Annotated in this window: 24 protein-coding genes; 11 read left to right on the forward strand and 13 right to left on the reverse strand. The window is 60.8% G+C overall.

Annotation, left to right across the window (positions count from 1 at the left end; genetic code table 11):
* Positions 1 to 5 precede the first annotated feature (5 nt).
* From K0H48_RS23355 to K0H48_RS23365, 3 genes are all read right to left on the reverse strand, one after another.
* Positions 6 to 2,756 carry a TonB-dependent receptor gene (locus tag K0H48_RS23355; RefSeq protein WP_219269367.1) on the reverse strand — a complete coding sequence of 917 codons (2,751 nt, stop codon included), beginning with the start codon at positions 2,754 to 2,756 and terminating at the stop codon, positions 6 to 8.
* A 176-nt stretch (positions 2,757 to 2,932) separates the two neighbouring features.
* Complete coding sequence (locus K0H48_RS23360) at positions 2,933 to 3,931, reverse strand: FecR family protein (RefSeq protein ID WP_219269368.1); 999 nt, start codon at positions 3,929 to 3,931, stop codon at positions 2,933 to 2,935.
* 63 nt (positions 3,932 to 3,994) lie between these two features.
* On the reverse strand, positions 3,995 to 4,516 hold the full coding sequence (locus K0H48_RS23365; protein WP_219269369.1) for an RNA polymerase sigma factor: 522 nt from the start codon (positions 4,514 to 4,516) through the stop codon (positions 3,995 to 3,997).
* Positions 4,517 to 4,723: 207 nt separating this feature from the next.
* Here K0H48_RS23365 and aroQ point away from each other — a divergent pair, with 207 nt between their 5' ends.
* Positions 4,724 to 5,173, forward strand: a complete 450-nt coding sequence (aroQ, locus tag K0H48_RS23370) for a type II 3-dehydroquinate dehydratase (RefSeq protein ID WP_219269370.1) — start codon at positions 4,724 to 4,726, stop codon at positions 5,171 to 5,173.
* Positions 5,170 to 6,018 carry a shikimate dehydrogenase gene (locus K0H48_RS23375; protein WP_219269371.1) on the forward strand — a complete coding sequence of 283 codons (849 nt, stop codon included), beginning with the start codon at positions 5,170 to 5,172 and terminating at the stop codon, positions 6,016 to 6,018. The genes aroQ and K0H48_RS23375 overlap by 4 nt, the downstream gene beginning before the upstream one ends.
* Positions 6,019 to 6,049: 31 nt before the next feature.
* Here the strand turns inward: K0H48_RS23375 and K0H48_RS23380 are convergent, their stop codons facing one another.
* Both K0H48_RS23380 and quiC read right to left on the reverse strand, forming a co-directional pair.
* Positions 6,050 to 6,715, reverse strand: coding sequence for a TetR/AcrR family transcriptional regulator (locus tag K0H48_RS23380; protein WP_219269372.1), 666 nt, complete (start codon positions 6,713 to 6,715; stop codon positions 6,050 to 6,052).
* Positions 6,716 to 6,795: 80 nt separating this feature from the next.
* A complete protein-coding gene (gene quiC, locus K0H48_RS23385) occupies positions 6,796 to 8,697 on the reverse strand; it encodes a 3-dehydroshikimate dehydratase QuiC (protein WP_219269373.1) in 1,902 nt (633 codons plus the stop codon).
* Positions 8,698 to 8,908: 211 nt separating this feature from the next.
* Between quiC and K0H48_RS23390 the strand changes: the two genes are divergently transcribed.
* Positions 8,909 to 10,243: an MFS transporter gene (locus K0H48_RS23390; RefSeq protein WP_219269374.1), complete on the forward strand. Its 1,335-nt coding sequence runs from the start codon at positions 8,909 to 8,911 to the stop codon at positions 10,241 to 10,243.
* Between the two features lies 1 nt (position 10,244).
* Here K0H48_RS23390 and K0H48_RS23395 read toward each other — a convergent pair whose 3' ends face one another.
* A complete protein-coding gene (locus K0H48_RS23395; RefSeq protein WP_219269375.1) occupies positions 10,245 to 11,123 on the reverse strand; it encodes a DMT family transporter in 879 nt (292 codons plus the stop codon).
* Between the two features lie 185 nt (positions 11,124 to 11,308).
* Here K0H48_RS23395 and K0H48_RS23400 point away from each other — a divergent pair, with 185 nt between their 5' ends.
* The 3 genes from K0H48_RS23400 (at position 11,309) to K0H48_RS23410 (ending at position 13,772) form a co-directional block, all read left to right on the forward strand.
* Complete coding sequence (locus K0H48_RS23400; protein WP_138813736.1) at positions 11,309 to 11,725, forward strand: membrane lipoprotein lipid attachment site-containing protein; 417 nt, start codon at positions 11,309 to 11,311, stop codon at positions 11,723 to 11,725.
* Positions 11,726 to 11,897: 172 nt separating this feature from the next.
* Positions 11,898 to 12,785, forward strand: a complete 888-nt coding sequence (locus K0H48_RS23405; RefSeq protein WP_065911118.1) for a neutral zinc metallopeptidase — start codon at positions 11,898 to 11,900, stop codon at positions 12,783 to 12,785.
* Positions 12,786 to 13,772, forward strand: a complete 987-nt coding sequence (locus K0H48_RS23410) for an alpha/beta hydrolase (protein WP_219269376.1) — start codon at positions 12,786 to 12,788, stop codon at positions 13,770 to 13,772.
* Between the two features lie 152 nt (positions 13,773 to 13,924).
* Here the strand turns inward: K0H48_RS23410 and K0H48_RS23415 are convergent, their stop codons facing one another.
* From K0H48_RS23415 to K0H48_RS23425, 3 genes are read right to left on the reverse strand one after another with little or no spacing between them, the layout of a single operon-like run.
* Complete coding sequence (locus K0H48_RS23415; RefSeq protein ID WP_219269377.1) at positions 13,925 to 14,512, reverse strand: HAD family hydrolase; 588 nt, start codon at positions 14,510 to 14,512, stop codon at positions 13,925 to 13,927.
* Positions 14,509 to 15,378 carry an acyl-CoA thioesterase II gene (tesB, locus tag K0H48_RS23420; protein ID WP_017139338.1) on the reverse strand — a complete coding sequence of 290 codons (870 nt, stop codon included), beginning with the start codon at positions 15,376 to 15,378 and terminating at the stop codon, positions 14,509 to 14,511. Before tesB ends, K0H48_RS23415 begins: the two co-directional genes overlap by 4 nt.
* A gap of 38 nt (positions 15,379 to 15,416) precedes the next feature.
* Positions 15,417 to 15,986 carry a GNAT family N-acetyltransferase gene (locus K0H48_RS23425; RefSeq protein ID WP_219269378.1) on the reverse strand — a complete coding sequence of 190 codons (570 nt, stop codon included), beginning with the start codon at positions 15,984 to 15,986 and terminating at the stop codon, positions 15,417 to 15,419.
* Positions 15,987 to 16,062: 76 nt separating this feature from the next.
* Here K0H48_RS23425 and K0H48_RS23430 point away from each other — a divergent pair, with 76 nt between their 5' ends.
* Both K0H48_RS23430 and K0H48_RS23435 read left to right on the forward strand, forming a co-directional pair.
* Positions 16,063 to 16,983, forward strand: a complete 921-nt coding sequence (locus tag K0H48_RS23430) for a histone deacetylase (RefSeq protein ID WP_219269379.1) — start codon at positions 16,063 to 16,065, stop codon at positions 16,981 to 16,983.
* A 171-nt stretch (positions 16,984 to 17,154) separates the two neighbouring features.
* Entirely contained in the window at positions 17,155 to 18,381 is a 1,227-nt protein-coding gene (locus tag K0H48_RS23435) for a TIGR03862 family flavoprotein (RefSeq protein WP_219269380.1), read from the forward strand.
* Positions 18,382 to 18,504: 123 nt separating this feature from the next.
* Here K0H48_RS23435 and K0H48_RS23440 read toward each other — a convergent pair whose 3' ends face one another.
* The gene (locus K0H48_RS23440) at positions 18,505 to 19,842 is read right to left on the reverse strand and encodes a DEAD/DEAH box helicase (protein ID WP_219269381.1); all 1,338 of its coding nucleotides are present in this window, start codon (positions 19,840 to 19,842) and stop codon (positions 18,505 to 18,507) included.
* A gap of 63 nt (positions 19,843 to 19,905) precedes the next feature.
* A complete protein-coding gene (yedA, locus tag K0H48_RS23445; protein ID WP_219269382.1) occupies positions 19,906 to 20,802 on the reverse strand; it encodes a drug/metabolite exporter YedA in 897 nt (298 codons plus the stop codon).
* A 160-nt stretch (positions 20,803 to 20,962) separates the two neighbouring features.
* Here yedA and K0H48_RS23450 point away from each other — a divergent pair, with 160 nt between their 5' ends.
* From K0H48_RS23450 to K0H48_RS23460, 3 genes are all read left to right on the forward strand, one after another.
* Entirely contained in the window at positions 20,963 to 21,418 is a 456-nt protein-coding gene (locus K0H48_RS23450) for an Lrp/AsnC family transcriptional regulator (RefSeq protein WP_219269383.1), read from the forward strand.
* Complete coding sequence (locus tag K0H48_RS23455) at positions 21,408 to 22,106, forward strand: cyclase family protein (RefSeq protein WP_219269384.1); 699 nt, start codon at positions 21,408 to 21,410, stop codon at positions 22,104 to 22,106. Before K0H48_RS23450 ends, K0H48_RS23455 begins: the two co-directional genes overlap by 11 nt.
* 675 nt (positions 22,107 to 22,781) lie before the next feature.
* Positions 22,782 to 23,090, forward strand: a complete 309-nt coding sequence (locus K0H48_RS23460; protein WP_219269385.1) for a DUF3077 domain-containing protein — start codon at positions 22,782 to 22,784, stop codon at positions 23,088 to 23,090.
* A 132-nt stretch (positions 23,091 to 23,222) separates the two neighbouring features.
* Here K0H48_RS23460 and K0H48_RS23465 read toward each other — a convergent pair whose 3' ends face one another.
* Both K0H48_RS23465 and K0H48_RS23470 read right to left on the reverse strand, forming a co-directional pair.
* The gene (locus K0H48_RS23465; RefSeq protein ID WP_099547600.1) at positions 23,223 to 23,834 is read right to left on the reverse strand and encodes a PolC-type DNA polymerase III; all 612 of its coding nucleotides are present in this window, start codon (positions 23,832 to 23,834) and stop codon (positions 23,223 to 23,225) included.
* Positions 23,835 to 23,876: 42 nt separating this feature from the next.
* Positions 23,877 to 24,353: an NYN domain-containing protein gene (locus K0H48_RS23470; RefSeq protein ID WP_017139349.1), complete on the reverse strand. Its 477-nt coding sequence runs from the start codon at positions 24,351 to 24,353 to the stop codon at positions 23,877 to 23,879.
* Positions 24,354 to 24,360: the final 7 nt, after the last annotated feature.

The raw sequence follows: 24,360 nt of genomic DNA on the forward strand, positions 1-24,360 counted from the left end.
ACAGCTCAGAACTTGTATTCCAACATCCCGCTCAGGGTTCGCCCGCGCGCCAGGCTGAGGTTGTTGGCGTCGCCCATGGCGACGAAATAGGCTTCATCGGTGGCGTTTTCCAATGCCAGCGCAATGTTCAGGTGATCGGTCATCCAGTAGCTGGCGTACAGGTCGTAGAGCGTGTACTGAGGCCACATCGCCTGGTCCATCAGCTCGTAGCCCTGCTGATTGAGGTTTTCGCCATTGCCCGAGCTGTAGCGCACACGCACACCGGTATCCAGGCGCTTGTCGAGGAACCGCGCCCCCAGCGTCAGCGAGCCGCGATCGGCAGGCATATACGTGGCGTTGCCCATGATTCGCCCGCAGCTTTCCTGGTTGTTGGCGACGTTGTCGTCGAGCACTTCATAGGTGGTGACCGGGCGAATGCCGATGCGCCCGTTCGGCAGCGTGAAACGCTCCAGGCGCGTGGTGCGCGGCCCGGTGGTCTTGGCACCGCCCATGTAATAGTTCTTGGAGCAGAACTCATTGCTGCCAATCATGTGGGTGTAACTGAGGTTGGCGTACGCCCGGCCCATGTCGTAATTGAGTTGGTATTCCACCCCGCGAAAGCGCGTCGGGTTGGTGTTATTGACGTAGGCCATGGTCCCCAGAAACCCGCCGGACTGGGTTTCCGGCAGGCTGACGCTGGTATTGAGGAAGGAGAAGTTCTCAATGCGAGTATCGAAGTACGCCACCTTCATGCCCAGGCGGTCATCACTGAACAGCAGCCCCTCTTTGAAGACGTTCATGCCCACTTCCCAATCCCGCGACTCTTCAGGCTTGAGGTACGGGTTGGGAAACACGCGCTCCCCGGAACCGCCACCGTGCGGGCGGCCCGTCATAAAGGTTTCGGTGACGGCCGGCGGGCGCCAGCCTTTGCCCCAACGGGTATAGAGTTGCAGCCAGTCCACTCCCGGCTTGACCGCGATGCCGAAGGTCGGCGAGAACTGCCCCTCTTCACGGTCGACATCGAATACCTCCGACACACGCTTGGCGCCCACCAGGCTGCTGAAGAAGCGATCACGCCGATACAGGGTCAGGCCGGTCTGGCCTTCCAGCCGATAACGGTCGTAACGCAAGCCTGCGTCCAGGGTCAGCCAGTCGCCGTATTCGTATTGCAGGTTGTTGAACAGGCTGGCGATGGTGCGCTTGCCACTCGGCGTACTGCCTTCGGCATAGGGCAGCAGGCCGAGATTGTTGACGGCTTCGACCTTGTTGGTGCGTGGTTTGAACTCGTCCTGATACATCTCCAGGCCGTAGTTCCAGCTCAGATGCCCGCGCTCGCCGAAGTCAAAGCGCGAGGTGTTGTCGCCCTGCAGCCCCCAGGTGTCCGTCTGGAAATGATCGGTGTAGGCACCGACGTAGTTACCCGTGCCCGGCGTCGACATGTTGGGCGTATTGGCACGGTCGAGCTGGGTGGTGACGTAATAGACCTTGGCTTTCAGATCGATCAGCGGGTTATCCGGCGTGTAGCTGTAGTCCAGCGCGAAGTTCTTGGCATTCAGGTTGTTTTTGCTGACGCGACGGTAGTAGGCGCTCTGCAGGTCATCGGCGATGTAGGCCCAGGAATCGTTGCTGTCGCTGTCGCTTTCCAGGTAGCTCAGTTGCACGCGCTGATCGTTGGGCAAGTTAAGACTGAACTTGGCGATCTGCGAGCGCGTGACGCTGCCCATGTCCCCGACTTCGCTGTTCAACCAATCATCAAAGGCTGCCGGCGCGTATTTGCGTGCACGCAGGTTTGTGCCCAGCTTGTGGTCGTTGTGGGTTCCGGCGCGGTAGTTACCGAAATGCCGCTCGCTGTAACCCAGCAACACATCACCGCGCTCGTCACCGAACGCAAACACGCCGCTGCCATTGAAGTAGGTGCCATTGCCCAATTCGCCAATGCCGCTGCCGGCGCGAAAACGTCCGCCGATCTCTTTGCCGTCCTTGAGAAACTCACTGGCCTCCAGGGTCTTGAACGAGGCGATCCCGCCCAACACCGCCGCACCGCCCTGCCCCGACTGGCTGCCCTTGTCGATCTGGATGCTGGAGATGAACTCCGGGTCGATCAGCATCGTGCCATTGCGCTGTTGGTGGCCGTTGACGTTGAAGTTCTGGCGCATGCCGTCGATGTTCATGTTCACGCGGCCGTAGTCCTGCACGCCGCGAATGTTCACCGACAGGCCGGGGTCACGCTGGTTGACGGCGGTGTACACGCCAGCGGTTTCTTCGAGCATGTCGGCGGCGTGACGGGGCGGGCGTTTGTCGATCATGTCACGGCTGATGACGGCCACGGACTTTGGGCTCTGGTACACCCAGTCGCCGCGCTGGCCATTGGTGTTGCCGGTGATGGTGGTGGTGCCGACGGTCATGGCGCCGTCATGTTCGGCCGCCACGCGGTTGAGGGTGACCTGGCGCTCTCCGGTAAAGCGGTACTCCACCGGCGCACCGCCGAGCAAACGGCCAAGGCCTTCCTGCACGCTGAAGCTGCCTTTGAGCGCCGTGCTGCCCAAGCCTTGCAGGCGCTGGCTGTCGAACAACACCTGCAGGCCGGCCTGATCGGCGAACGCCAGCACCGCACTGCCCAGGGATTGCGCAGGGATATCAAACATCACCACCACAGGCTGGGCCGCGCCGGCTTGAGGCTGCGCGGCATACACGGGCGCCGCTGCGGCGAACAGGCCCAAGTGGATGGCCAGGGCTAACCGGCTGCCGGTGATGCGCCCCTTGGTGAGTGCTGACATGTTTGATTTCCCTGCGCTAAGCGTATTTTTGTTTATGCGAATGCTTCTCACCTAGCAAGACGAGCGAGGCGCTGGAAGTCAGTAAGACTTTTTTGAAAGTTTTTCAGAAAGGGGCTTTTTAAAGGGGCTTCTAACGGGGCTTTGGCGAGCAGCGGGAGGTGTCTCCCGCCAGGGCATCAATAGATCAGGCTGAGGCCTGCCAGGTCCAAGCGTTGCACCTGGAGTTCCTGGGTCAAGGTCGCCAGGGCAGTGTCGAGCATGTCGAGGCGGAACACGCCGCTGACTTCGCGATCGCCCAAGGCGGCGTTGGTCAACACCACGCGGCCTGGGCGATAGCGGTTGAGTTGCTCGATGACTTTGGCCAAGGGCAGCCGGTCGAAGATCAGCACGCCGCGCCGCCAACTGGTGGCGCGCTCCACATCGAATTGATCCAGAGGCACCACGCCGTCCTGCGCGCTGTAACGCGCCGCCTGGCCCTCCTTGAGCACGCGTTCGCTCAAGCCTTGTTTCGGTACGGTTTGCAGCGCGACCTCAACGCTGTGCTGCAACACGCCCACCCAGGCCTGGCGCTCACCCTCGCGCTCGACCACGAACCGCGTGCCCAGTGCACGGGTCTGCGCCCCGGCGCTTTGCACCACGAAGGGTCGGGTTTCCTCGCCTTTCATGGGTGCTACATCAAAAATTGCGGAGCCCTGGATCAGGCTGACGCGCCGCTGCACGCCGTCGTAGTCCAGCCGAATTGCACTGGCGGAATCCAGCTCCACCGTGCTGCCGTCGGCCAGGTGCACGGTACGAATTTCGCCCTTTTGGGTGACGTAGTCAGCCTGAAAACGCAGCAACGTATCCGGCCCGCGCAGCCAACCCACGCCGGCCGCCACTACCACCAGTGCGACGGCGGCCACACGTTGCCACGCCCTGCGCCGCGTGGGCCGACGCACCGGCAACGCTGCCGAGGGCGGGCGCTGACGCTGCACAGGCTCATCCTTATGCACGTCGCCCAAGGCTGCCCAGGTCTGCTCGGCAAACCGTAGCGCCGCTTCATGGCGGCTGTCGCAGGCGATCCACTGTCGCAGCTCGGCCTGCTCCTGTTCGGTCAGGGCACCCGCGTGCAGGCGCACCGCCCAGTCGGCAGCCGCCTCGGTAATGCTGTGCTGTTGCGGACCCTGGCTATTCACGTGTGAATCTCAAATTTTCGTTATGTAAACGCTGTGACGTCTGACGCGGGCTGTTTCGGTAATTCATTCGTCGGATGGCTTCACCTCACCGTCCTGCAAGCGCTGCATCACATAGGCCAAGGCCTTGGCCAGATGCTTTTGCACGGAGCTGTCGGAAATGTCCAGGTGCCGGGCAACCTGGGCATGGGTCATGCCCTCGATGCGGTTCAGACGGAAAACCTGCTGGGTACGCTCCGGCAAATCCGCCAGTGCCTGCTTCAATGCCTGTCGCTGTTGCTGCGCCATTGCCTGAGCCTCCAACCCGGCCACGTCATCTTCAATCTCGGCCAGCGCCTCGTGGGGCACGGAGTCTGTTTTGCGCCGCGCTTCCTGGCGAATATGGTCGATCAGCAGATTGCTTGCCGTTCGATAGAGATAGCCCTGGGAATTGTCGATGCGCTCGCCGGCCGGTTTTTCCGCCAGGCGCAGGAAGCTCTCCTGCACCAGGTCCGCGGCCAACTGCGGGTCCCGTACCTTGCGCGCCAGATACCCGCGCAGGGTATCGGCGTGCTTGAGAAACAGGCCCTTGAGATCCACGTCCGACAAACCGACTCCCTGGAATGTTAAGGAAACAGGCGGGCATCTTAAGCGTTGTCGAGAATGATTTTCAATTGATATCTAATCTGATTGGGTCTCAGGGTGTATCAGAATAAGAGTTCGATAATCGAACACATCCGCCGCCATCAATTGACCAAATTAACCATCCAGTACATTTTATCCGCACAACCAATAATAAGTGTGGAGAGACCCTTTATGCCGCCCATCGTGCTGGTGCTCAACGGCCCCAACCTCAACCTGCTCGGCACCCGCGAGCCTGCTACCTACGGGCATGAAACCCTGGCCGACATCGCCGCACTGTGCGGTCGCAGCGCGGAAAATCTCGGGTTGAAAATCGAATTTCGCCAGACCAACCACGAAGGCGAACTGCTCGACTGGATCCACGGCGCCCGTGCGCGCTGCGCCGGTATCGTGATCAACCCGGCGGCCTGGACCCACACCTCCGTAGCGATTCGCGACGCACTGGTGGCCAGTGAAGTGCCGGTGATTGAAGTACATATATCCAATGTGCATGCACGCGAGGCGTTCAGGCACCACTCGTTTGTATCGCCCATTGCCAAGGCGGTACTCGCAGGTTTCGGCAGCCATGGTTATCACCTGGCGCTGGAACACTTCAGCCATAGCCTCAAAGGATCCGCCCGATGAAACCGCGCATCCTCGCCGGCCTGATCGGCGCCGGCATCCAAGCCTCCCGCACGCCTGCCTTGCATGAACAGGAAGGCGACGCCCAAGGCTTGCGCTACCTGTATCAGTTGATCGACCTGGAAGCGCTGCAACTGAACATCAACGCCCTGCCCGACCTGCTGGACGCGGCCGAGTTGATGCACTTTACCGGCTTGAACATTACCTACCCGTGCAAGCAGGCGGTCCTGGCGCTGCTCGATGAGTTGTCTGACGAGGCGCGCGGCATTGGCGCCGTCAACACCGTGGTGTTCAAGGATGGCAAGCGCATTGGCCACAACACCGATTGCCTGGGGTTTGCCGAAGGTTTCCGGCGCAACTTGCATGATGTCGCGCGCGAACGAGTCGTGCAGATGGGCGCCGGCGGTGCGGGCGCAGCAGTGGCTCATGCCTTGCTGGCCGAAGGCGTGCAGCACTTGAGTATTTTTGACGTGGACTTGGCCCGCGCCCGCGACCTGGTGGATAACCTGGCGCAGCGCTTTGGTGCCGGTCGCGCCCAGGTTGGCAACCACCTGGAAAACGCCATGGCCGAGGCAGACGGCTTGGTGAACACCACGCCCATGGGCATGGCCAAGCTGCCCGGTACGCCGGTGCCGCCTGCGCTGTTGCGGGCCGAATTATGGGTCGCGGAAATCGTGTATTTCCCGCTGGAAACCGAACTGCTGCGCAACGCCCGCGCCCTGGGTTGCCGCACGCTGGACGGCGGCAATATGGCGGTGTTTCAGGCAGTGAAGGCGTTTGAGTTGTTCAGTGGCCAAACGCCGGATGCACAACGAATGCTGGCGCACTTTCAGAGCATGAATAGCTGACTGCCGAAACCGAATCAAAAAATGTGGGACCTTAAGCCTGCAAGTAGCGCATCACCGACTCACAAATCATCTCCCGATGCCGTTGTTTAACCGCTTCATCCGACAGTTCGATCTGAAAGATCTCACTGAATGTGTGGCGGTTGGACACCCGGTAAAAGCTGAATGAGTTGATCAGCAGGTGCACATCCAGCGGCTCCAGCCCTTCGCGAAACAACCCCATCTCGGCGCCACGCCGCAATGTGGCGCCCAGCGCTTCGAGGATGTTGCTGTTCATTGCCTTGATCGAATCCGAGCGCTTCACGTATTCCGCGTTGTGGATATTTTCGATGCTGACGATGCGCACGAAATCCACGTTCTGGTCGTGGTGATCAAAGGTGAACTCCACCAGCCGGCGGATCGCTTCACGCGGTTCCAGGGCTGTAAGATTCATGCGCGTTTCGGTGTTACGGATGTCGCCGTAGAGTTTTTCCAGCACCTCGACGTACAACTGCTCCTTGCTGCCGAAGTAGTAATAGATCATGCGTTTGGAGGTGTGGATACGCTCGGCGATCGCATCCACGCGCGCGCCGGACAGGCCCTGCTGAACAAACTCGACGATGGCTTCCTGCAGGATGTTTTCGCGGGTCTTTTCCGGGTTGTTCTTGCGACTCTTGCGCGGTGTGTCTGACACAGCGGAGAGGTCGGGGGTCAGGGTCATGGTGCGCTCACGGCCATTTGTGTTGTGCAGGCGACGATTATGGGCCGAGGCGCTTCCCGAAGGAAGCACCTGGCCAGCCGTTATAAACGCGCCTGACGCGCCGCGCCGCTGCGCGATTTGGCCATCGCCGCCAGGCGCACCGCCACGTTGGCCGCGCCATAACCGGCATAACCGTTTTTACGCTGGATGATCTCGAAGAAAAACCGCCCTTCGAACGCCTCGGTGTACACATGAAACAACTCACCGCCCTGAGCGTCACGGTCGTACAACACGTTGTAGTACGCCAGTTCGCTGAGGAACTCATCGTCGAAATCAAACCGTGCGGCCAGGTCGTCGTAGTAGTTGAGCGGGATATCCAGTAACGGCACGGCGGCCGCTTTGGCCCGGCTGACTTCCGCGAAAATATCCGCGCAGTCAAACGCAATATGGTGCACACCCGAACCACGATAGCTCGACAGCGCGTGGGAAATCGCCGTGTTGCGGTTCTCGGAAATATTCAGCGGCAAGCGGATCGAGCTGCAACGGCTGCGCAACGCTCGGCTTTTCACCAGGCCATAAGGGTCGGGCAGCACCACTTCGTCATCGGCTTCGAAATCCAGCAGGCTCTTGTAGAACAGCACCCAACTGTCGAGGCTGTCGGCCGGCAAGGCCATGGCCATATGGTCGATGCGCAGCAGGCCGCCGCTGGACGCCGTTGCCGGTTGCATGTTGAAGTCGGTGTCGTACAACGTACCTTCGGACGGGTCCACCAGATAAATCAGGCTGCCATCTGGCGCACGTACTGCCGCCAGCTCCAGCTCGTTAGGCCCGACCAGCCCGCGATACGGCTGGCCTTTGTAGGCGACTGCCCGCTCCAGCGCCTTGGCGCTGTCCTTGACCCGAATCGCCGTGGCGCACAACGACGGGCCGTGGGCTTCGAAAAAGTTGTGGGCAAACGAATAGGGCTCACAGTTGAGGATCAGGTTGATATCACCCTGGCGCAGCAGGCTCACGCTCTTGGAGCGGTGCTGGCCCGCCTTGACGAACCCCAGGCGCTCCAGCCAGTGGGTCAGCTTGGCACCGAGGCTTTCATCCACGGCAAACTCAAGGAACTCGATACCGTTGTAGTCACTGGCCGCCGGAGTATCAAACAGAATCTCGACGGGCTGGGCCGGCGCTTCTTGCTTGAGACGTTCGCGGGTTTTCTCTTCCAGGTACAGCAACGAACGCAAACCATCCGCCGCATTCGCGCGGGTGGGTGCAGCGCGGAAACCATCGTTGAAAATCTCCAGGGACAACGGCCCGGTGTAGCCACTCTTGATGATCGGCGCGAGAAAGCCTGCCAGGTCAAATTCGCCCTGCCCCGGGAAACAGCGGAAATGCCGGCTCCACTCCAGCACATCCATGGCCAGGACCGGCGCGTCCGCCATCTGCACAAAGAAGATTTTATCGCCTGGAATGTCGGCAATGCCGCTCGGGTCGCCCTTGAGCGATAAGGTGTGAAAACTGTCGAGCAACACGCCCAGGCTTGGGTGATCGACCTGGCGCACCAGATTCCACACCTGCTGCCAGGTGTTCACATGCTTGCCCCAGGCCAGCGCTTCATAGCCGATACGCAGGCCACGGCGGCCGGCGTTTTCGGCCAGCAAGCTGAGGTCATCGAGCAAAATGCGTTCATCGCCGACGCAATCTGCCGAGGCATTGCTGCACACCAGCACCAGGTCGGTGCCCAGCTCCTGCATCAAATCGAATTTGCGTTCGGCGCGCTCCAGGTTGCGCGCCAGGCGGTCGCGGCGGCATCCTTCAAAGTCGCGGAACGGCTGGAACAAGGTGATGGCAATGCCCAGGTCGGCGCACATCTGCCTAACTTCCCGCGGGCTGCCGTCGTAATACAACAGGTCGTTCTCGAAGATCTCGACCCCGTCGAACCCGGCAGCGGCGATGGCTTCGAGCTTTTCCGGCAGGGTGCCGCTCAAGGAAACGGTGGCAATGGAACGTTGCATGGGGCGACTCCCGGCAGTTGTTATTTGCAGCAAATTATTGGCCCCTAGCCTACACGCAGCAATTAAAATGTACGAACCGGTTAGTTTTTTGTGCGATTACCGAACACTATGCCCTGTTAGCGAATTGACGACTTTTTAACCACTGCGCACCATCGAACCTGCACCAAGACCCAGAACACACCATAAAAATTTCAAAAACGGGTACGACCTCATGCCTTTGCAAAACTCCGCCCTGGCCGCGCGCCCGGGCAACCCGCACGCCGGCATCGGCGACAAGATCCGTGGCGCCATGGCCGTGGGTAAAACGCGCTGGGGCATGCTGGCCCTGGTGTTCTTTGCCACCACCCTGAACTACATCGACCGTGCCGCCCTGGGCGTGATGCAGCCGATCCTGGCCAAAGAGATGAGCTGGACGGCGATGGACTACGCCAACATCAACTTTTGGTTCCAGGTCGGTTATGCCATCGGTTTTGTGTTACAAGGCCGGCTGATTGACCGCGTGGGCGTCAAGCGCGTGTTCTTCTGCGCCGTGCTGTTGTGGAGCCTGGCCACCGGCGCCCACGGCCTGGCCACCTCGGCAGTGGGCTTTATGGTCTGCCGCTTTATTCTCGGGCTGACGGAAGCCGCCAACTACCCCGCCTGCGTCAAGACCACGCGCTTGTGGTTCCCGGCCGGTGAGCGCGCAGTGGCCACCGGCATCTTCAACGCCGGCACCAACGTCGGCGCGATGATGACCCCAATGCTGCTGCCGTTGATCCTGCATGTGTGGGGCTGGCAGGCGGCGTTCCTGTGCATGTCGGCACTCGGCGCGATCTGGCTGGTGTTCTGGGGGTTGAAGTACTACAACCCGGAAGACCACCCGACGGCCAAACAATCCGAATTGGACTACGTGCAACAGGAAGCCGAACCCGAGCAACCGAGCGTGCCGTTCAGCCGCATCCTGCGCATGCGCGGCACCTGGGCCTTCGCCCTTGCCTACGCAATGACCGCCCCGGTGTTCTGGTTCTACCTGTATTGGCTGCCGCCGTTTTTGAACCAGCAATACAACCTGGGCATCAACGTGACCCAGATGGGTATCCCGCTGATCATCATTTACCTCACCGCCGACTTCGGCAGTGTGGGTGGCGGGATCCTGTCGTCATTCCTGATCGGCCGGGGGATGAATGCGATCAAGGCGCGGTTGTTGTCGATGCTGCTGTTTGCCTGCTGCATCGTCGGCGTGATCATGGCCGCCGGTTCCAGCCAATTGTGGGTTGCAGTGTTCGCCATTTCCCTGGCGATCGGCGCGCACCAGGCCTGGACCGCCAACATCTGGAGCCTGGTGATGGACTACACGCCCAAGCACATGATGAGCACGGTGTTCGGTTTCGGCGGCATGTGCGCGGCCATCGGCGGCATGTTCATGACCCAGATCGTCGGGCACATCCTCACCGTGACCAACAACAACTACACCGTGTTGTTCACCTTGATCCCGGCGATGTATTTCATTGCGCTGACCTGGATGTACTTCATGGCGCCGCGCAAGATTCCCAAAGTCGAGGTGTAACTCACCGCCGCCGCTGCTGCCAGGCAGCAGCCAGCCCGCTCATGCAGATCACCCCGATGCCGACCACCGTGGTCACGTCGGGGGTATGGCTGAACACCAGCCAACCCAACAACCCCGCAAACACGATCTGGCAATAGCCGAACGGTGCCAGCAAGGCCGGCGCCGCGAAGCGGAACGCCTGGGTCAGCATCAAGTGCGCCGTCATGCCGCAGGTGCCCAGCGCCAGCATCAGGCAGGCATGCCACAGCGTCGGGACCTGCCAGAAGAACGGCACCAAGGCACTCATCACCAAGGTATTGCACAGCCCGGCGAAAAAGTTGCTGGTGGTCGGCGTGTCGTATTGGCTGAGGATGCGCGTGAGCAATTGGTAGAAACAGAAGAACAGCGCCGAACACAGCGGCAGCAGCACCGCAGGCGTAAACAGTTCGCCGCCGGGGTGGATGATGATCAACACACCGACAAACCCGCAGATCACCGCCAGCCATTGGCCACGTGTGACGTGCTCGCCGAGCAAGGGCACTGACAGTGCCGTCACCAGGATCGGCGCCAGGAAGTTCACCGCCGTGGCTTCCGCCAACGGGATGTAGTGCAGCGCCGCGGTAAAAAACAGACTGGTGCCCAACAGGCATAAAGCACGCACCACCTGCATGCCCGGCCGCTTGCTGCGCAGCACCCGCAAGCCGGATTGCGGCAGGAATATCCCGGCCATCAGCAAGGTGTGCACCAGGTAACGCGCCCACACCACCATTACAATCGGGTAAAACCCGGCCAGGTATTTGGACAGGGCGTCGTGGCTGGAGAACAGAAACGTCGCCAGCACAATCAGCAGGATGCCTTTGAAAGGATGGTTGACGCCGGAAAGCGGTGTGCTGACAGTCATTGAATTCTCTTGCATGGCGGGCTGAACGCTTTTGTACTCAACCCGGTAATCTAGCAGCCGGGCTTGCGTCTGCCCCAAGAGCATAACCAAACACCGTGCGAACAGCGCACTAATTCATGGGTTTCGAGTCCAACGCTGCACGTTCACCGTCGCGTTGCACCTTTTTTAACCAAGGCCTTGTCGCTATGAAAAAAACACTCTTTGTTCTTTCTGCCCTTGCCCTGCTCACCGCGTGTAACAAGGAACCCCAGGAAGCGCCTAAACCCGCACCGGCTTCCGTGCAAGCCACGCTGGTGCCGGCAACCCCACCGACCGATAAATGGGTCGGCAAATGGATCGGCGTCGAAGGCCTGAACCTGACCATCGCCAAGGACGACAGCATCGGCCGTGGCCACTACCTGCTGACCATGCAATACGGCCTTGATGCCGATGACTCCGGCACCTTCAAAGGCGAAGCCAATGAAGACGGTATCAGCTTCACGCGCCCGGACGGCCCGCAACAATTGAGCGCCGGCGACGGCGAAGCCACTGGCCTTAAATGGCTGGCGGATAAAAAGGACTGCTTGATCGTCGATACCGGCGAAGGTTACTGCCGCGACTGAGACGGCAAACCTGACATAACTTTCATCTGGCGCCCCTGCCGACACGGCCTGACAGCAGCGATACTAGGCAGCTCTCGTTGCTTGTCGGACAGCCGGGCTGGCGCCATGCCCCTGCACCAACAACACTGCTCTTATAAATAAAGAGCGCAGGCTTAACGAGAGGACTGCACCAATGCTATGGAAAAAAGGCCGACGCAGCGACAACGTGGTGGACGCCCGCGATGACAGTGGCGGCGGCGGTGGCGGCATGCGCTTTGGTGGCGGCAAGGGCCTGAGCCTCACGGCCATTGTGCTGATCGTCGGCATTGGCTGGCTGACCGGCCAGGACCCGATGCAGATCCTCGGCCAATTAAGCGGCCAAATGGAGCAAGCGCCCCCGGCGAGTACGCAGGCGCGCCAGGCGCCGCCGGCCAATGATCAACAGGCCGATTTCGTGCGCGCCGTGCTGGGCGACACGGAAGACACCTGGGGCCAGGTGTTCAAGGAAAATGGGTTGGTCTACAAGAACCCGAAACTGATTCTGTTCCGTGGTCGGGTCAATTCCGCCTGCGGTGGCGCCACCTCGGCCAGCGGCCCGTTCTATTGCCCGGCTGACCAACAAGTGTACCTGGACCTGGATTTCTTCCGGGAGATGTCGCAACGCTTCAAGGCTTCGGGCGAGTTCGCCCAGGCGTATGTGATTGCCCACGAGGTCGGGCACCACGTGCAAACGCTGCTGGGCATCTCGGCCAAGATCCAGGCCGCACGCCAGCAAGGCCGACAGATGGAAGGCGACGGCGGTTTACTGGTACGCCAGGAACTGCAAGCCGACTGTTTCGCCGGCGTGTGGGCCAACCGTGCGCAAAAACGCCTGAACTGGCTGGAGCCCGGCGATATTGAAGCCGCACTGAATGCGGCCAACGCCATTGGCGATGACCGTTTGCAGCAACAGGGTCAAGGGCGCGTAGTGCCGGACTCGTTTACCCACGGCACCTCCGCACAGCGGGTTCGCTGGTTCAAGACCGGCTTCGCAGAGGGCCAGATCACTCAATGCGACACCTTTACAGCCAAGAGTCTTTAAATGAATAAACGATTGGGATTGCTGCTTAGCGCATTAGCGATGTGTTCCACCGCCACCTGGGCCGCCGAGAAAGAACATGGCGTCAAGGTGGTCAGCCCCGATCGTTTCCAACTGGATGCCGGCGCCTTGAGCCTGGGTTTGAGCCAGGACTGGCGCCAGCCGCTGCCCAACGTCACCCGCGCGCTGATCATCGTGCACGGTCGCCTGCGCAATGCGCAGACCTACCTGCAAAGCGGCGAAGATGCCGCCCAGCACGCGGGCGTTGCGGCCAATACCCTGGTGATCGCACCGCAGTTTCTGAATGAGTTGGATATCCAGCGCAACCATCTCGACAATCAGGTGCTGCGCTGGAATCACAACGACTGGATGGCCGGCGACCCGTCGACCGGCCCAGGCCAAGTCAGCTCCTACGGCGCCCTCGACCAGATCATCAAGCACCTGGGCAACCGCAAGTTGTTCCCGGCCTTGAAAGAAATCGTGGTAGCCGGCCATTCCGGTGGCGGCCAGGTGGTGCAGCGCTTCGCCCTCACCGGCCACGACCACCCGATGTTGCAAACCGAGGGCATCAGCCTGCGTTACGTGGTTGCCAACCCATCGTCCTACGCCTACTTCACCCCGCAACGCCCGGTGAAGTTTGATGTAGCCAGTTGCCCAGGCTTTAACGACTGGAAGTACGGCATGCAGAACCTGCCGGATTACGCCAAAGGCCAGAGCGCGCAGCAGCTTGAGCAGGTTTATGTGTCACGCAACATCACCTACCTGCTGGGCCAGCAAGACACCGACCCGAACCACCCGGCGCTGGATAAAAGCTGCGAAGCCGAAACCCAGGGCGCGTATCGCCTGATTCGTGGGCACAACTATTTTGACTACCTCAAGCAGCGCCATCCGCAACTGACACAAAAGCTGGTGGAAGTGCCAGGGGTTGGGCACGACGGCGACAAGATGTTTACCTCGCCTGAGGGCGAGAAAGTGCTGTTCGGTAAATAGGATCAAAAATGTGGGAGCTGGCTTGTGTGGGAGCTGGCTTGCCTGCGATGCAGACACCTCGGTCTAACAGGCATAGCGAGGTGATGCTATCGCAGGCAAGCCAGCTCCCACACAAGTTCAGCTCCCACCTGAGCCCGACATAGGTGTCTGAGTTAGATCATTCGGCGCAACGCCGCGCAATCCTCAGCATGCCAATCCGCCAGTTCCGGCCACGGGTTCTCCGGCAGATTAACCAATACGGTCCTGGTCCCCGCGGCTCGGCCGCAATCCAGGTCGAAGCGGTAATCCCCGACCATCACCATCGCGCTCGGCGCTACCTGCCAGGCAGTCGCCAACTTCAGCAACCCACCCGGATCGGGCTTGGGCGGCGCATCATCACGCCCAAGCACATCCTCGACGGCAAAGCAGTCTGCCAGGCCAATCGCTTGCAGGGTGATATGCGCCAACTCCCGCGCATTGCGCGTCAGGATGCCCAGGCGATAACCACGCCCGGCCAGCTCGCGCACCAGCTCCACCGCGCCAACAGCAGCAACCGAACCCACGGCCAGCTCGCGCTCATGCTCAAGCAACCAGGCATGTTTGGCCGCTGCCACATCCGCAGGCAATGCCGCCAGGTGCGTGAGAATGTCGTCTTCAGGTGGAATATCAAGCGCCACGCGAATCGCGGCAAAATCATGCACGGCCACCGTGAGGGTGCCGTCCATATCAAACACCCAATGTTTAACGTCCGACAGGCTCATGCCCAATCCTTGCGATGGCGAATCAACCCTTCCTGGGTCACCGAAGCCACCAGTTGCCCGGCGCGGTTGTAGACGCTGCCTCGCGAGAAACCACGGGAATTACCGGCCCACGGACTGTCCATGGCGTAGAGCAGCCAGTCATCGGCGCGCAGGTCGGCGTGGAACCACAACGCATGGTCAAGGCTGGCAACCTGCATGTCTTTCTGCCACACCGTCTTGCCGTGGGGCAGCAACGAGGTTGTCAGCAAGCCGAAATCCGAGGCGTAGGCCAGCAGGTATTTGTGCAGCGCCGGCGAATCGGCCAGCGCGCCGTCAGCACGAAACCACACGTATTTGACCGGGTCGGACGGCTGCGGGTTGAACGGGTCTTTTTCGGTCACCGGGCGCACTTCGATCGGCTTGGGGCACAGCAGCTTGTCGCGCATGTGCTCGGGGATCAGGTGTGCACGTTGCTTGGTCAGTTCCAGCTCCGACGGCAGGTTTTCCGGGCCGACCACCACGGGCATGGTGGTCTGGTGCTCGAAGCCTTCCTCGTCATACTGGAACGAGGTGGTGCAGGTGAAAATCGGGTTGCCCTTCTGGATAGCGGTGACGCGGCGCGTGCTGAAACTGCCGCCATCGCGCACGCGGTCCACCGAATACACCACGGGCAGTGCTGCATCGCCAGGGCGCAGGAAATAGCCATGCAGGGAATGCACGTGGCGCGCTTCCTCTACGGTCTGGCTGGCGGCCGACAGCGACTGGCCCAGCACTTGGCCGCCGAACAGTTGGCGAAAACCCAGGTCCTGGCTGCGGCCGCGAAAGAGGTTTTCCTCGATCGGCTCCAGGGTCAGCAAGTCCACCAGATCTTCCAATACTTGGCTCATAGAGCAACTCCTACAATCAATAGGGCATTCCGGGCTGCTTATCCATGCAGCGTGTCCAACCATTGGGCGCGGGTGATGCGGTACAACACATGATGGCGCAGCGGGTCATCGGCTGCGACCTTGGGGTGTTCAAAATCTGCCTGCGGATCGTAATGCATACCGATGGCCTGCATGACTTTTTGTGATGGCAGATTGGCTTCGGTGGTGAAGGCGAGGATTTCGTCCAATTGCAGGCGGTCGAAACCGCAGCGCAGCGCGGTCCACGCCGCTTCACTGGCGTAGCCCAAACCCCAATGCTCACGGGCCAGGCGCCAGCCAATTTCTACCGCCGGGGTAAAGTCGGCCTCAAAGTTGACGTTTTGCAGCCCGGTCAGGCCGATAAATTCGCCGGTGTCCTTGCGCTGCAAGGCCCAAAAGCCAAAGCCGTATTCAGCAAAGTGCCCGCGAATACGGCCGATCAGCGCGGCGCTTTCCAAGTGGCTCAGCTTGGCCGGGAAATAACGCATCACCTGCGGGTCGGCGCACATGCGCGCAAACTCCGTCAGGTCGCTGTCACGCCATTGGCGCAGCACCAGCCGTGCGCTTTCCAATTCCAGTATCGGCTCCATGGGTCCCCCTCCCTTGCCATGTGCGTGAGTGTACAGCGCTGGTAAGATCCGTCGCAGGTTCCCGTCAGAAAATCCCATGCCTTTGCCATTGATCTACCACGATGACTACAGCCCTGAGTTCCCGGCGGACCACCGATTCCCCATGGACAAATTCCGCCTGTTGCGTGACCACCTTGTGGACAGCGGCCTGACCGAGGACAGCCACTTGCTGCGACCCGAGGTCTGCCCCGCCGAGATTCTGGCCCTGGCCCATGAACCTGGGTATATCGAGCGCTACATGAGCGGCGAGTTATCGCGCGAAGACCAACGGCGCCTCGGCCTACCTTGGAACGAAGCGCTGGCGCGGCGCACCGTGCGTGCAGTCGGCGGCTCAATACTCGCAGCAGAAAAAGCCCTGGAACACGGCCTGGCCTGCCACCTGGCGGGCGGCACGCACCACGCCCATTACGACTACCCGGCGGGCTTTTGCATCTTCAATGACCTGGCGGTGATCAGCCATTACCTGCTGGCCAGCGGGCGGGTCAACCGCGTGCTGATCTTCGACTGCGACGTACACCAGGGCGATGGCACCGCGCGCATCCTGCACGACACGCCGGATGCCATCACGGTGTCGCTGCACTGCGAAAAGAACTTCCCGGCACGCAAGGCCCAGAGCGACTGGGACATCCCGCTGCCCATGGGCATGGGCGATGCCGACTACCTCAAGGTGGTCGACGACGCACTCAACTACCTGTTGCCGCTGTACCAGCCCGACCTGGTGCTGTACGACGCGGGTGTGGATGTGCACAAGGACGACGCCCTCGGTTACCTCAAGCTGACAGACGCAGGCGTAGCCGCACGTGATGAAAGCGTGATGCGCCACTGCCTGGGCCGCGACATTCCAGTGATGGGCGTGATCGGCGGCGGCTACAGCAAAGACCGCCCGGCCCTGGCCCGCCGCCACGGCATCCTGCACCACAGCGCACAACGGGTGTGGGCGTCATCAGGTTGTCATTAAGTTGTGGGCGTTACCCACAATGCCTGTGGAACGGCCTGTGGATAACTTGAGCGTAAGCCTCTAAGAGCGAGCGGCCGTATGGCTTGTAGGAAAGTGTACATTTTTTGATCAGGCAGCTACGCCGCCGTCGGGTAGAATGCTCGGCCTATTCAAGCGACCGTAGCCCTGCCCATGCCTCAGACCCCTTCCCAACACGTCACTATTATCGGCGGCGGCCCTGCCGGGCTGATGGCCGCTGAGGTCTTGAGCCAGGCGGGCGTACGGGTGGACGTGTACGACGGCATGCCTTCGGTGGGGCGCAAATTCCTGCTGGCGGGCGTGGGCGGCATGAACATCACCCACTCCGAGGCGTACCCGGCGTTCCTGTCGCGCTATGCCGAGCGCGCATCGCAGATGGCGCCGCTGTTGCGGGCGTTTGGTAGCGACGCCTTGTGCGAATGGATTCATGGCCTGGGCATTGAAACCTTTGTCGGCACTTCCGGCCGCGTATTCCCTACCGACATGAAAGCCGCCCCACTGCTGCGCGCCTGGCTCAAGCGCCTGCGCGACCAAGGCGTGGTTATCCACACCCGGCATCGCTGGCTGGGCTGGACCGATGACGGCGGTTTACTTATCCACAGCCCGGACGGCGATAAAACTGTCCACAGCGATGCGGTGTTGTTGGCCTTGGGTGGCGGCAGTTGGTCGCGCCTGGGCTCCGACGGTGCCTGGCTCAAGCTGCTGGAAGATAAAGGCGTGCCCTACGCCGCACTGCAACCGAGCAATTGCGGCTTCGAAGTGTCGGGCTGGAGCGAGTTGATGGTCAGCAAATTCGCCGGTGTGCCACTGAAGAACGTCGCCATCGGCCTTGGGCAGGACAAGCCTCGGCTGGGCGAATGCGTCGTCACCGCTATGGGCATCGAGGGCAGTTTGATCTACGCGCTGTCGGCGCCGATTCGCGAAGCGATCAACCGTGACGGCTCAGCCACTGTGCATATTGATTTGTTGCCGAGCAAGCCGCTGGACAAGGTGCAAGCCGCCTTGGCCAAGCCCCGTGGCTCGCGGTCGATGAGCAAGCATTTGCACAGTCAGTTGGGTTTGGATGGGGTCAAAGCGGCGCTGTTGCGTGAGTTGGCGCCAGCTGAACACTTTAATGATCCGGCGCAACTGGCGGTGGATATCAAGGCGCTGCCGCTGACACTGGTGAAGACTCGACCGATCGATGAGGCGATCAGCACGGCGGGCGGTGTGCCGTTTGAGGCTATGGATGAGCGGCTGATGCTCAAGCAATTGCCAGGCGTGTTTTGTGCGGGGGAGATGCTGGATTGGGAAGCGCCGACCGGCGGGTATTTGCTGACGGGGTGTTTTGCCAGTGGCCGGATGGCGGGGCGGGGCGTGTTGGAGTGGCTTAAGCGCTGAGGTTTGTGGCGAACTCAAAGCAGCCTTCGCGAGCAAGCCCGCTCCCACATTTTGAATGTATTCACAGATCAAAATGTGGGAGCGGGCTTGCTCGCGAAGAGGCCTTCAGCAGCACCTCAAGACTTACTTCTTCTTACGCGGCCCAGTATTGAACACCGGCACTTTGCGCACCGGTTTAATCGACGGCTCAGCCGGCGCCACGTCGCCACTGTCCACCCACTTACCCAAATTGCGCTTGCCGCCACCGCCGCCCGAGGTTTTAGGCTTCTTCGGCTTTTTCGGTTTCTTCACCACCTGCCCGCTGGCATCGGTGTCCGGCACGCGGTGCTCCGGTTCAAAATCCGGCTCCATCTTGCGGGTCAGCGTCTGACGCGTGAGCATCTCGATGGCCGACAGCATGTTCACTTCATCGGCACACACCAGCGAAATCGCCTCACCGGTGTTACCCGCCCGGCCAGTACGGCCGATGCGGTGGATGTAGTCTTCAGCCACGATCGGCAGGTCAAAGTTGACCACCAGCGGCAGGTCTTCAATGTCCAGGCCACGGGCCGCCACGTCGGTGGCCACCAGAATCTGCACGTCGCTGGATTTGAAACGGTCCAGCGCGCGTTGGCGCGTCGCTTGGGGTTTGTCGCCGTGGATACCGTCGGCATTGATGCCCAGGCCCTGCAACTTGTCCACCAGCGCATCCACACCGTTACGGGTCTTGGCGAACACCAGCACCTGCTTCCAACGGCCTTTGCGCATCAAGTGCACAAACAGCTCCGGCTTGCGCTTCTTGTCCACCGGCACCACCCACTGCTTCACGGTACTGGCGGCGACGTTGCGCGGGCTCACTTCGATGCTCAGCGGGTCGTTGAGCATCTGCCCGGCCAGTTGGCGGATTTCATCGGAGAAGGTTGCGGAGAACAGCAAGGTCTGGCGCTTTTTCGGCAGCATGCGGTAAATGTTCGCCAGTTCTTCGGAGAAGCCCAGGTCGAGCATACGGTCGGCTTCGTCCAGCACCAGGGTTTGCAGCTGGTTGAGTTTCAGCGCGTTCTGGCGGAACAGGTCGATCAGCCGGCCAGGCGTGGCGACCAGAATGTCGACGCCCTTGCGCAGCTTCATCATCTGCGGGTTGATGCTCACGCCGCCGTACACCGCGTAAGTGGTCAGCGGCAGATTCTGAGCGTACTCGGCGACGCTGGCGTGAACCTGCTCGGCCAGCTCGCGGGTCGGGCACAGGATCAGCGCACGCGCCGAGTTGGCGGCGACTTTCGGCCCTTCCATGGTCAGCAACTGCAAGAGCGGCAGGGCGAAACCTGCGGTCTTGCCGGTGCCGGTCTGGGCCGCGGCCATCAGGTCGCGACCGGCCAGCACCGCCGGAATGGCTTGCGCCTGCACCGGCGTCGGGGTCTGGTAGCCAAGCGTCTCAAGGGCGCGCAGCAAGGGTTCGATCAGGCCAAGTGTGGCGAAAGTCATGTGTTTACCGTAGGAAAAGTTCAGCGCCATAAGCGGGTAAAAAAAGCCGTAATGCGCCGCAGTTTACCTTATTTCCGGTTTTGGCTTACGCCACTGTGGCAGGCTGATCAATAGCACCGCGCTGATGATCACCAGCATCGCCAGGGCTTCTTCCATGCCGATGGTCTCACCGACGAACACAATCCCCAATAACACCGCGACTGCCGGGTTCACATAGGCATAGCTGGTCGCCGCCGCCGGGCGTACGTGCTTGAGCAGGTACATATAGGCATTAAAGGCAATGATCGAGCCGAACACGGCTAAATACGCCAGGGCCAGCCATCCGGCAAGCGGCGGCACAGCCTGCAGGCGTTCGCCGGTGAGCGCACTGCCCACCAACAGCAAGGCACCGGCGATGATCATTTCCGCCGCGCTGGCCATGGCACCGGCCGGCAATGGCAGGTGTTTGCTCCACACCGAGCCGAACGCCCAGGAGGCAGCGGCAAACAGCAGCAACATCGCCCCGGTCGGGCTCGATTGCAGGTTGGAGCCCATGTTGAGCATGGCAATGCCGATAATCCCCAGCACCACTCCGGCCCATTCCAGGCGGGTATTCCGTGCGCCCCAGAAATAGCCGCACAGCAAGGTGAACAACGGCACCGTCGCCACTGCCAACGCCGCCACACCCGAGGCAACCCCCGTGTGCTCGGCCACCGTCACCGCGCCATTGCCAAAGGTCAGCAGCAAAATGCCGATCTTGGCCGCAGCCTTCCACTGCACCCACGTCGGCGCAGGTGCCCCGCGCCAGCGCAAAAAGCCATACATCGCCAAACCCGCGACCAAAAAGCGAATCCCGCCGAGCATCAGCGGCGGCCAGTATTCAACGCCGATTCGAATCACCAGGTAGGTGGAACCCCAAATCACATACAACGCAAAAAAGGCAGCGATTAACGGTAACGGAAAGCGACGTGGGCCAGGCATTGGGCGGCTCTATGGCAGGAGGTGGGAGGCTTATTCTAAAAAGGCAGCACGCTAAACATAAGTTACAAAACCTGTTTAAAGCGCCCATACACTTTTCAAAACATGGTTATGAGGGCTATAACCCGTGCTTTCGAAAGCCACGCGTTCCTGGAGCCTTCTCATGGACAAATACGACCGCATGCTCCTCAGCGCCCTGCTCGAAGACGGCCGCGCGTCCTACGCGCAATTGGCCCGCACGGTAAACCTTTCTGCGCCTGCCGTGGCTGAGCGCGTGGCCAAACTTGAGGCCAGCGGCGTGATTACCGGGTATCAGGCCAAGGTGGACCTGTCCAAAATCGGCCTGCCGATCCAATGCACGATCGAACTGCGCTTGACCAATAACGGCAGCCAGAAGGTTTACGACGCCCTGGCTGAAATCCCCGAACTGACTGAATGCCACCGGGTCACGGGCGACCCGTGCGTGATCATGCAGGCGGCGGTGGGGTCGATGCCGGAGCTGGAGAATTTGATTAACCGGGTGGCGAAATTCGGCTTCAGCAAGACCTCGATTATTTTGTCCAGCGCGATAGAACGGCGGGTGCCGTTGGGGCAGTTGGAGGTAAAAAATGCAGGGTAAGCACAGCAAAATCGTCAGCCTCAGCCACCCGATCACTGCGCGCATTCCATTATGGCCGGGGGATCCGCCGGTGGTATTTGAAGACGTCGCGTGCCTGGAAAAAGACGGCTATTTCCTGCGCCGCTTCAGTATGGGCGAACACAGCGCCACCCACATGAATGCACCGAACAGCTTCTATGCCGATGGCATCGGGATTGACGGCTATCAACCCCAAGACCTGGTTCGGCCTGCCGTGGTGATTGATGTGCGCGCGCACACCCAAGGTAACCGCGACTACCAGATCAGCCTGCATGATCTTCAAGCCTGGGAACACCAACACGGGCGCATCGAGCCGGGCTCGGTAGTGCTGATGTACACCGGCTGGCAGCACCTCTGGAACGATCCCATCGGCTTTTTTGGCGAAGATGCCCAAGGCCTGCACTTCCCGGGCATTGGCGAGCCGGCGATACGCTGGCTGCTGGAACACCGACAGATCGCCGGCGTGGGCATTGATACCCACGGGGTTGATCCGGGGCAAAGCACTGCCTTTGCCACCAACCATGCCGTACTGGCCGGCAATGGCATCGTATTGGAGTGCCTGACCCATCTGGAGCGGCTGCCGGCCAAGGGCACCACCCTCGTGATTGGCGTACTGGGACTGGAAGGCGGCTCGGGATCGCCGGTCTCGGTGATGGCGTTTATTCCCTGACGACGCCATCGCAGCGGTGCGACGATTCGACAAGCCAGCTCCCACAATCGTCGATCGTTCCCACGCTCTGCGTGGGAATGCAGCCCAGGACGCTCTGCGTCCGCTCTTGAAGTCGTGACGCGGAGCGTCACAGGAGGCATTCCCACGCGGAGCGTGGGAACGATCAAAGGTCGCTTTCCTGCATGACGTAGTCCCTTTACGTAAATAGCAGGCGAGATGTTAAGTCGCAAAAAGGAGCGATAGACGGGTGAAGGGAAAAACCGGAAAGGTCCGACGACGCAATAGGGCTTCCCCTACTTACCATTCAGAAAGAGTGAAGAAGGCCCTAAAAACAGCTGATGTTTTGGTGGCCAGGAGGACCGATCCCTTTCATTTGCGGGACGTTTCCTAGAGAATTCCACGGCCTTGTTTCCGTCGGATCAGGTAGTTAGTCTCGCTCCGTCATCGAATGTTCGGTGGCCGGACGTGCAAGTCCGATCAGTGGAAAATGCGCAAAAGCCTTACCATCCAGGGCCTAATTTTATTAGGCGTTGGCACGTTATGGCAGCTGTGCGCGGGAGGCCATTCGGCCTGCTGGGTTTTCCGCCCCGGTCTTGCACACCCGCGTACTGCTGCCACCCTAATTCGCGTGCAAGCGAACGGGTGCAGCTTCTTACCTAGCGGAGAAGTTACACCATGGTCAAAATAACCCCCGATCCACCTCGCTCCAAACCCGACTTCCTCAGCGAAGACGCCCTCCTCAACCGCCGAGCCATCGACTACTACCTCAAAGCATCTGCCCCGGACGCGCCTAACTTTGTGCTCAATGACAACCTGAGCTTCGAAGACGCCCTCGCCCATGCGGCCGACTTGCTGCATTGCGCGGTGGAAACGGTGAATGTGTCGGGTGAGACGCTGAGCACCCAGCAGCGGGCGGTGATGCATTTGGTGGGGATGGCCAAAGGTGTGGTGGATCGGGCGTTGGATTGTGTGCAGCCTCGATAGCCAGCCGCCGATCGTTCCCACGCTCTGCGTGGGAATGCAGCCCAGGACGCTCTGCGTCCGCTCTTGAAGTCGTGACGCGGAGCGTCACAGCAGGCATTCCCACGCGGAGCGTGGGAACGATCATCGTCAGGGTTAGAACCCGCGGTGCTTCTTCAGGTGCTCGTTGATCTTCGCCGCCGGCACTTTCTGCAAAGTACACAGCAAATCGTGGGACAGTTCGCGCAAGCCGTGGGTGCCGCGCAGTTCCTGGGCGAGGTGCGCGGTGAGGTTGGCGGCCATCTCCGCATCGGCCATCGCCCGGTGAGCCTTGCCGGTGTGGGGCAGTTGGGCGAGCGCGTTCAGCGTGCCGAGCTTGTGGTTGGGCGCCGACGGCATCAGGCGGCGGGCCAGCAGCAGCGAGCAGGCGAATTTTTGCAGGCGGGTGCGGCGTATCAGGCCCAGTTCAAAGTCCCAGAACCTCTGGTCGAACGCGGCGTTGTGCGCCAGCAGTGGCGTGGTGCCGACAAATTCATTTACTTCATTCATCACCCGCTCGGCCGGTGGCGCGCTGCGCAGCATGGCGTTACTGATGCCGGTGAGTTGCTCGATAAAGCCCGGCACGCGCACGCCGGCGTTCATCAGGCTTTGGTAGCGGTCCACGATTTGGCCGCGCTCGAGGATGACCACCGCGATTTCCGTGGCCCGGCAGTGGCTGCTCGGGGTGATGCCGGTGGTTTCAAAGTCGATGACCGCTATACGTTCCAAACCTGTTCCAACTCCGTCTAACTATTGATTAAGCCGCAGCACTTATTTAAGCAGCAGCGCGCCTTCGATGGGCACGTAGCGGCTGGCGGCGCGTATCAGCGAGTTGGCCGTCAGCCCCGGCACGCCGTAGGCCACGGCTTCAACGCCGTGCTTTTGGATGATGCGTTCGAGCAGCATGTCGAAATCACCGTCGCCGGAAGCCAGCACCACTTCGTCAACGTGGTCGGCGGCGTCCATGATGTCCAGGGTGATGCCCACGTCCCAGTCGCCTTTAGCCGAACCGTCGGCGCGCTGGATATAGGGTTTGAGTTTTACCGTAAAGCCCAGGTTGCGCAGGATCTGCTGGAATTGCTGCTGCTTGCTGTCGCCACGGTCGATGGCATAGGCATACGCCTCGACGATCTGCCCGCGCGAGCTGATGTCCGCCCACAGCGCCGCATAGTTGAAGTGGCAACCGTAAGCCTGGCGCACGGTGTAGTAGAGGTTTTGTACATCGGCGAACACTGCAATTTTTTTCACCGCACTT

The organism is Pseudomonas sp. Xaverov 259 (assembly GCF_019352915.1).
Lineage (GTDB): Bacteria > Pseudomonadota > Gammaproteobacteria > Pseudomonadales > Pseudomonadaceae > Aquipseudomonas.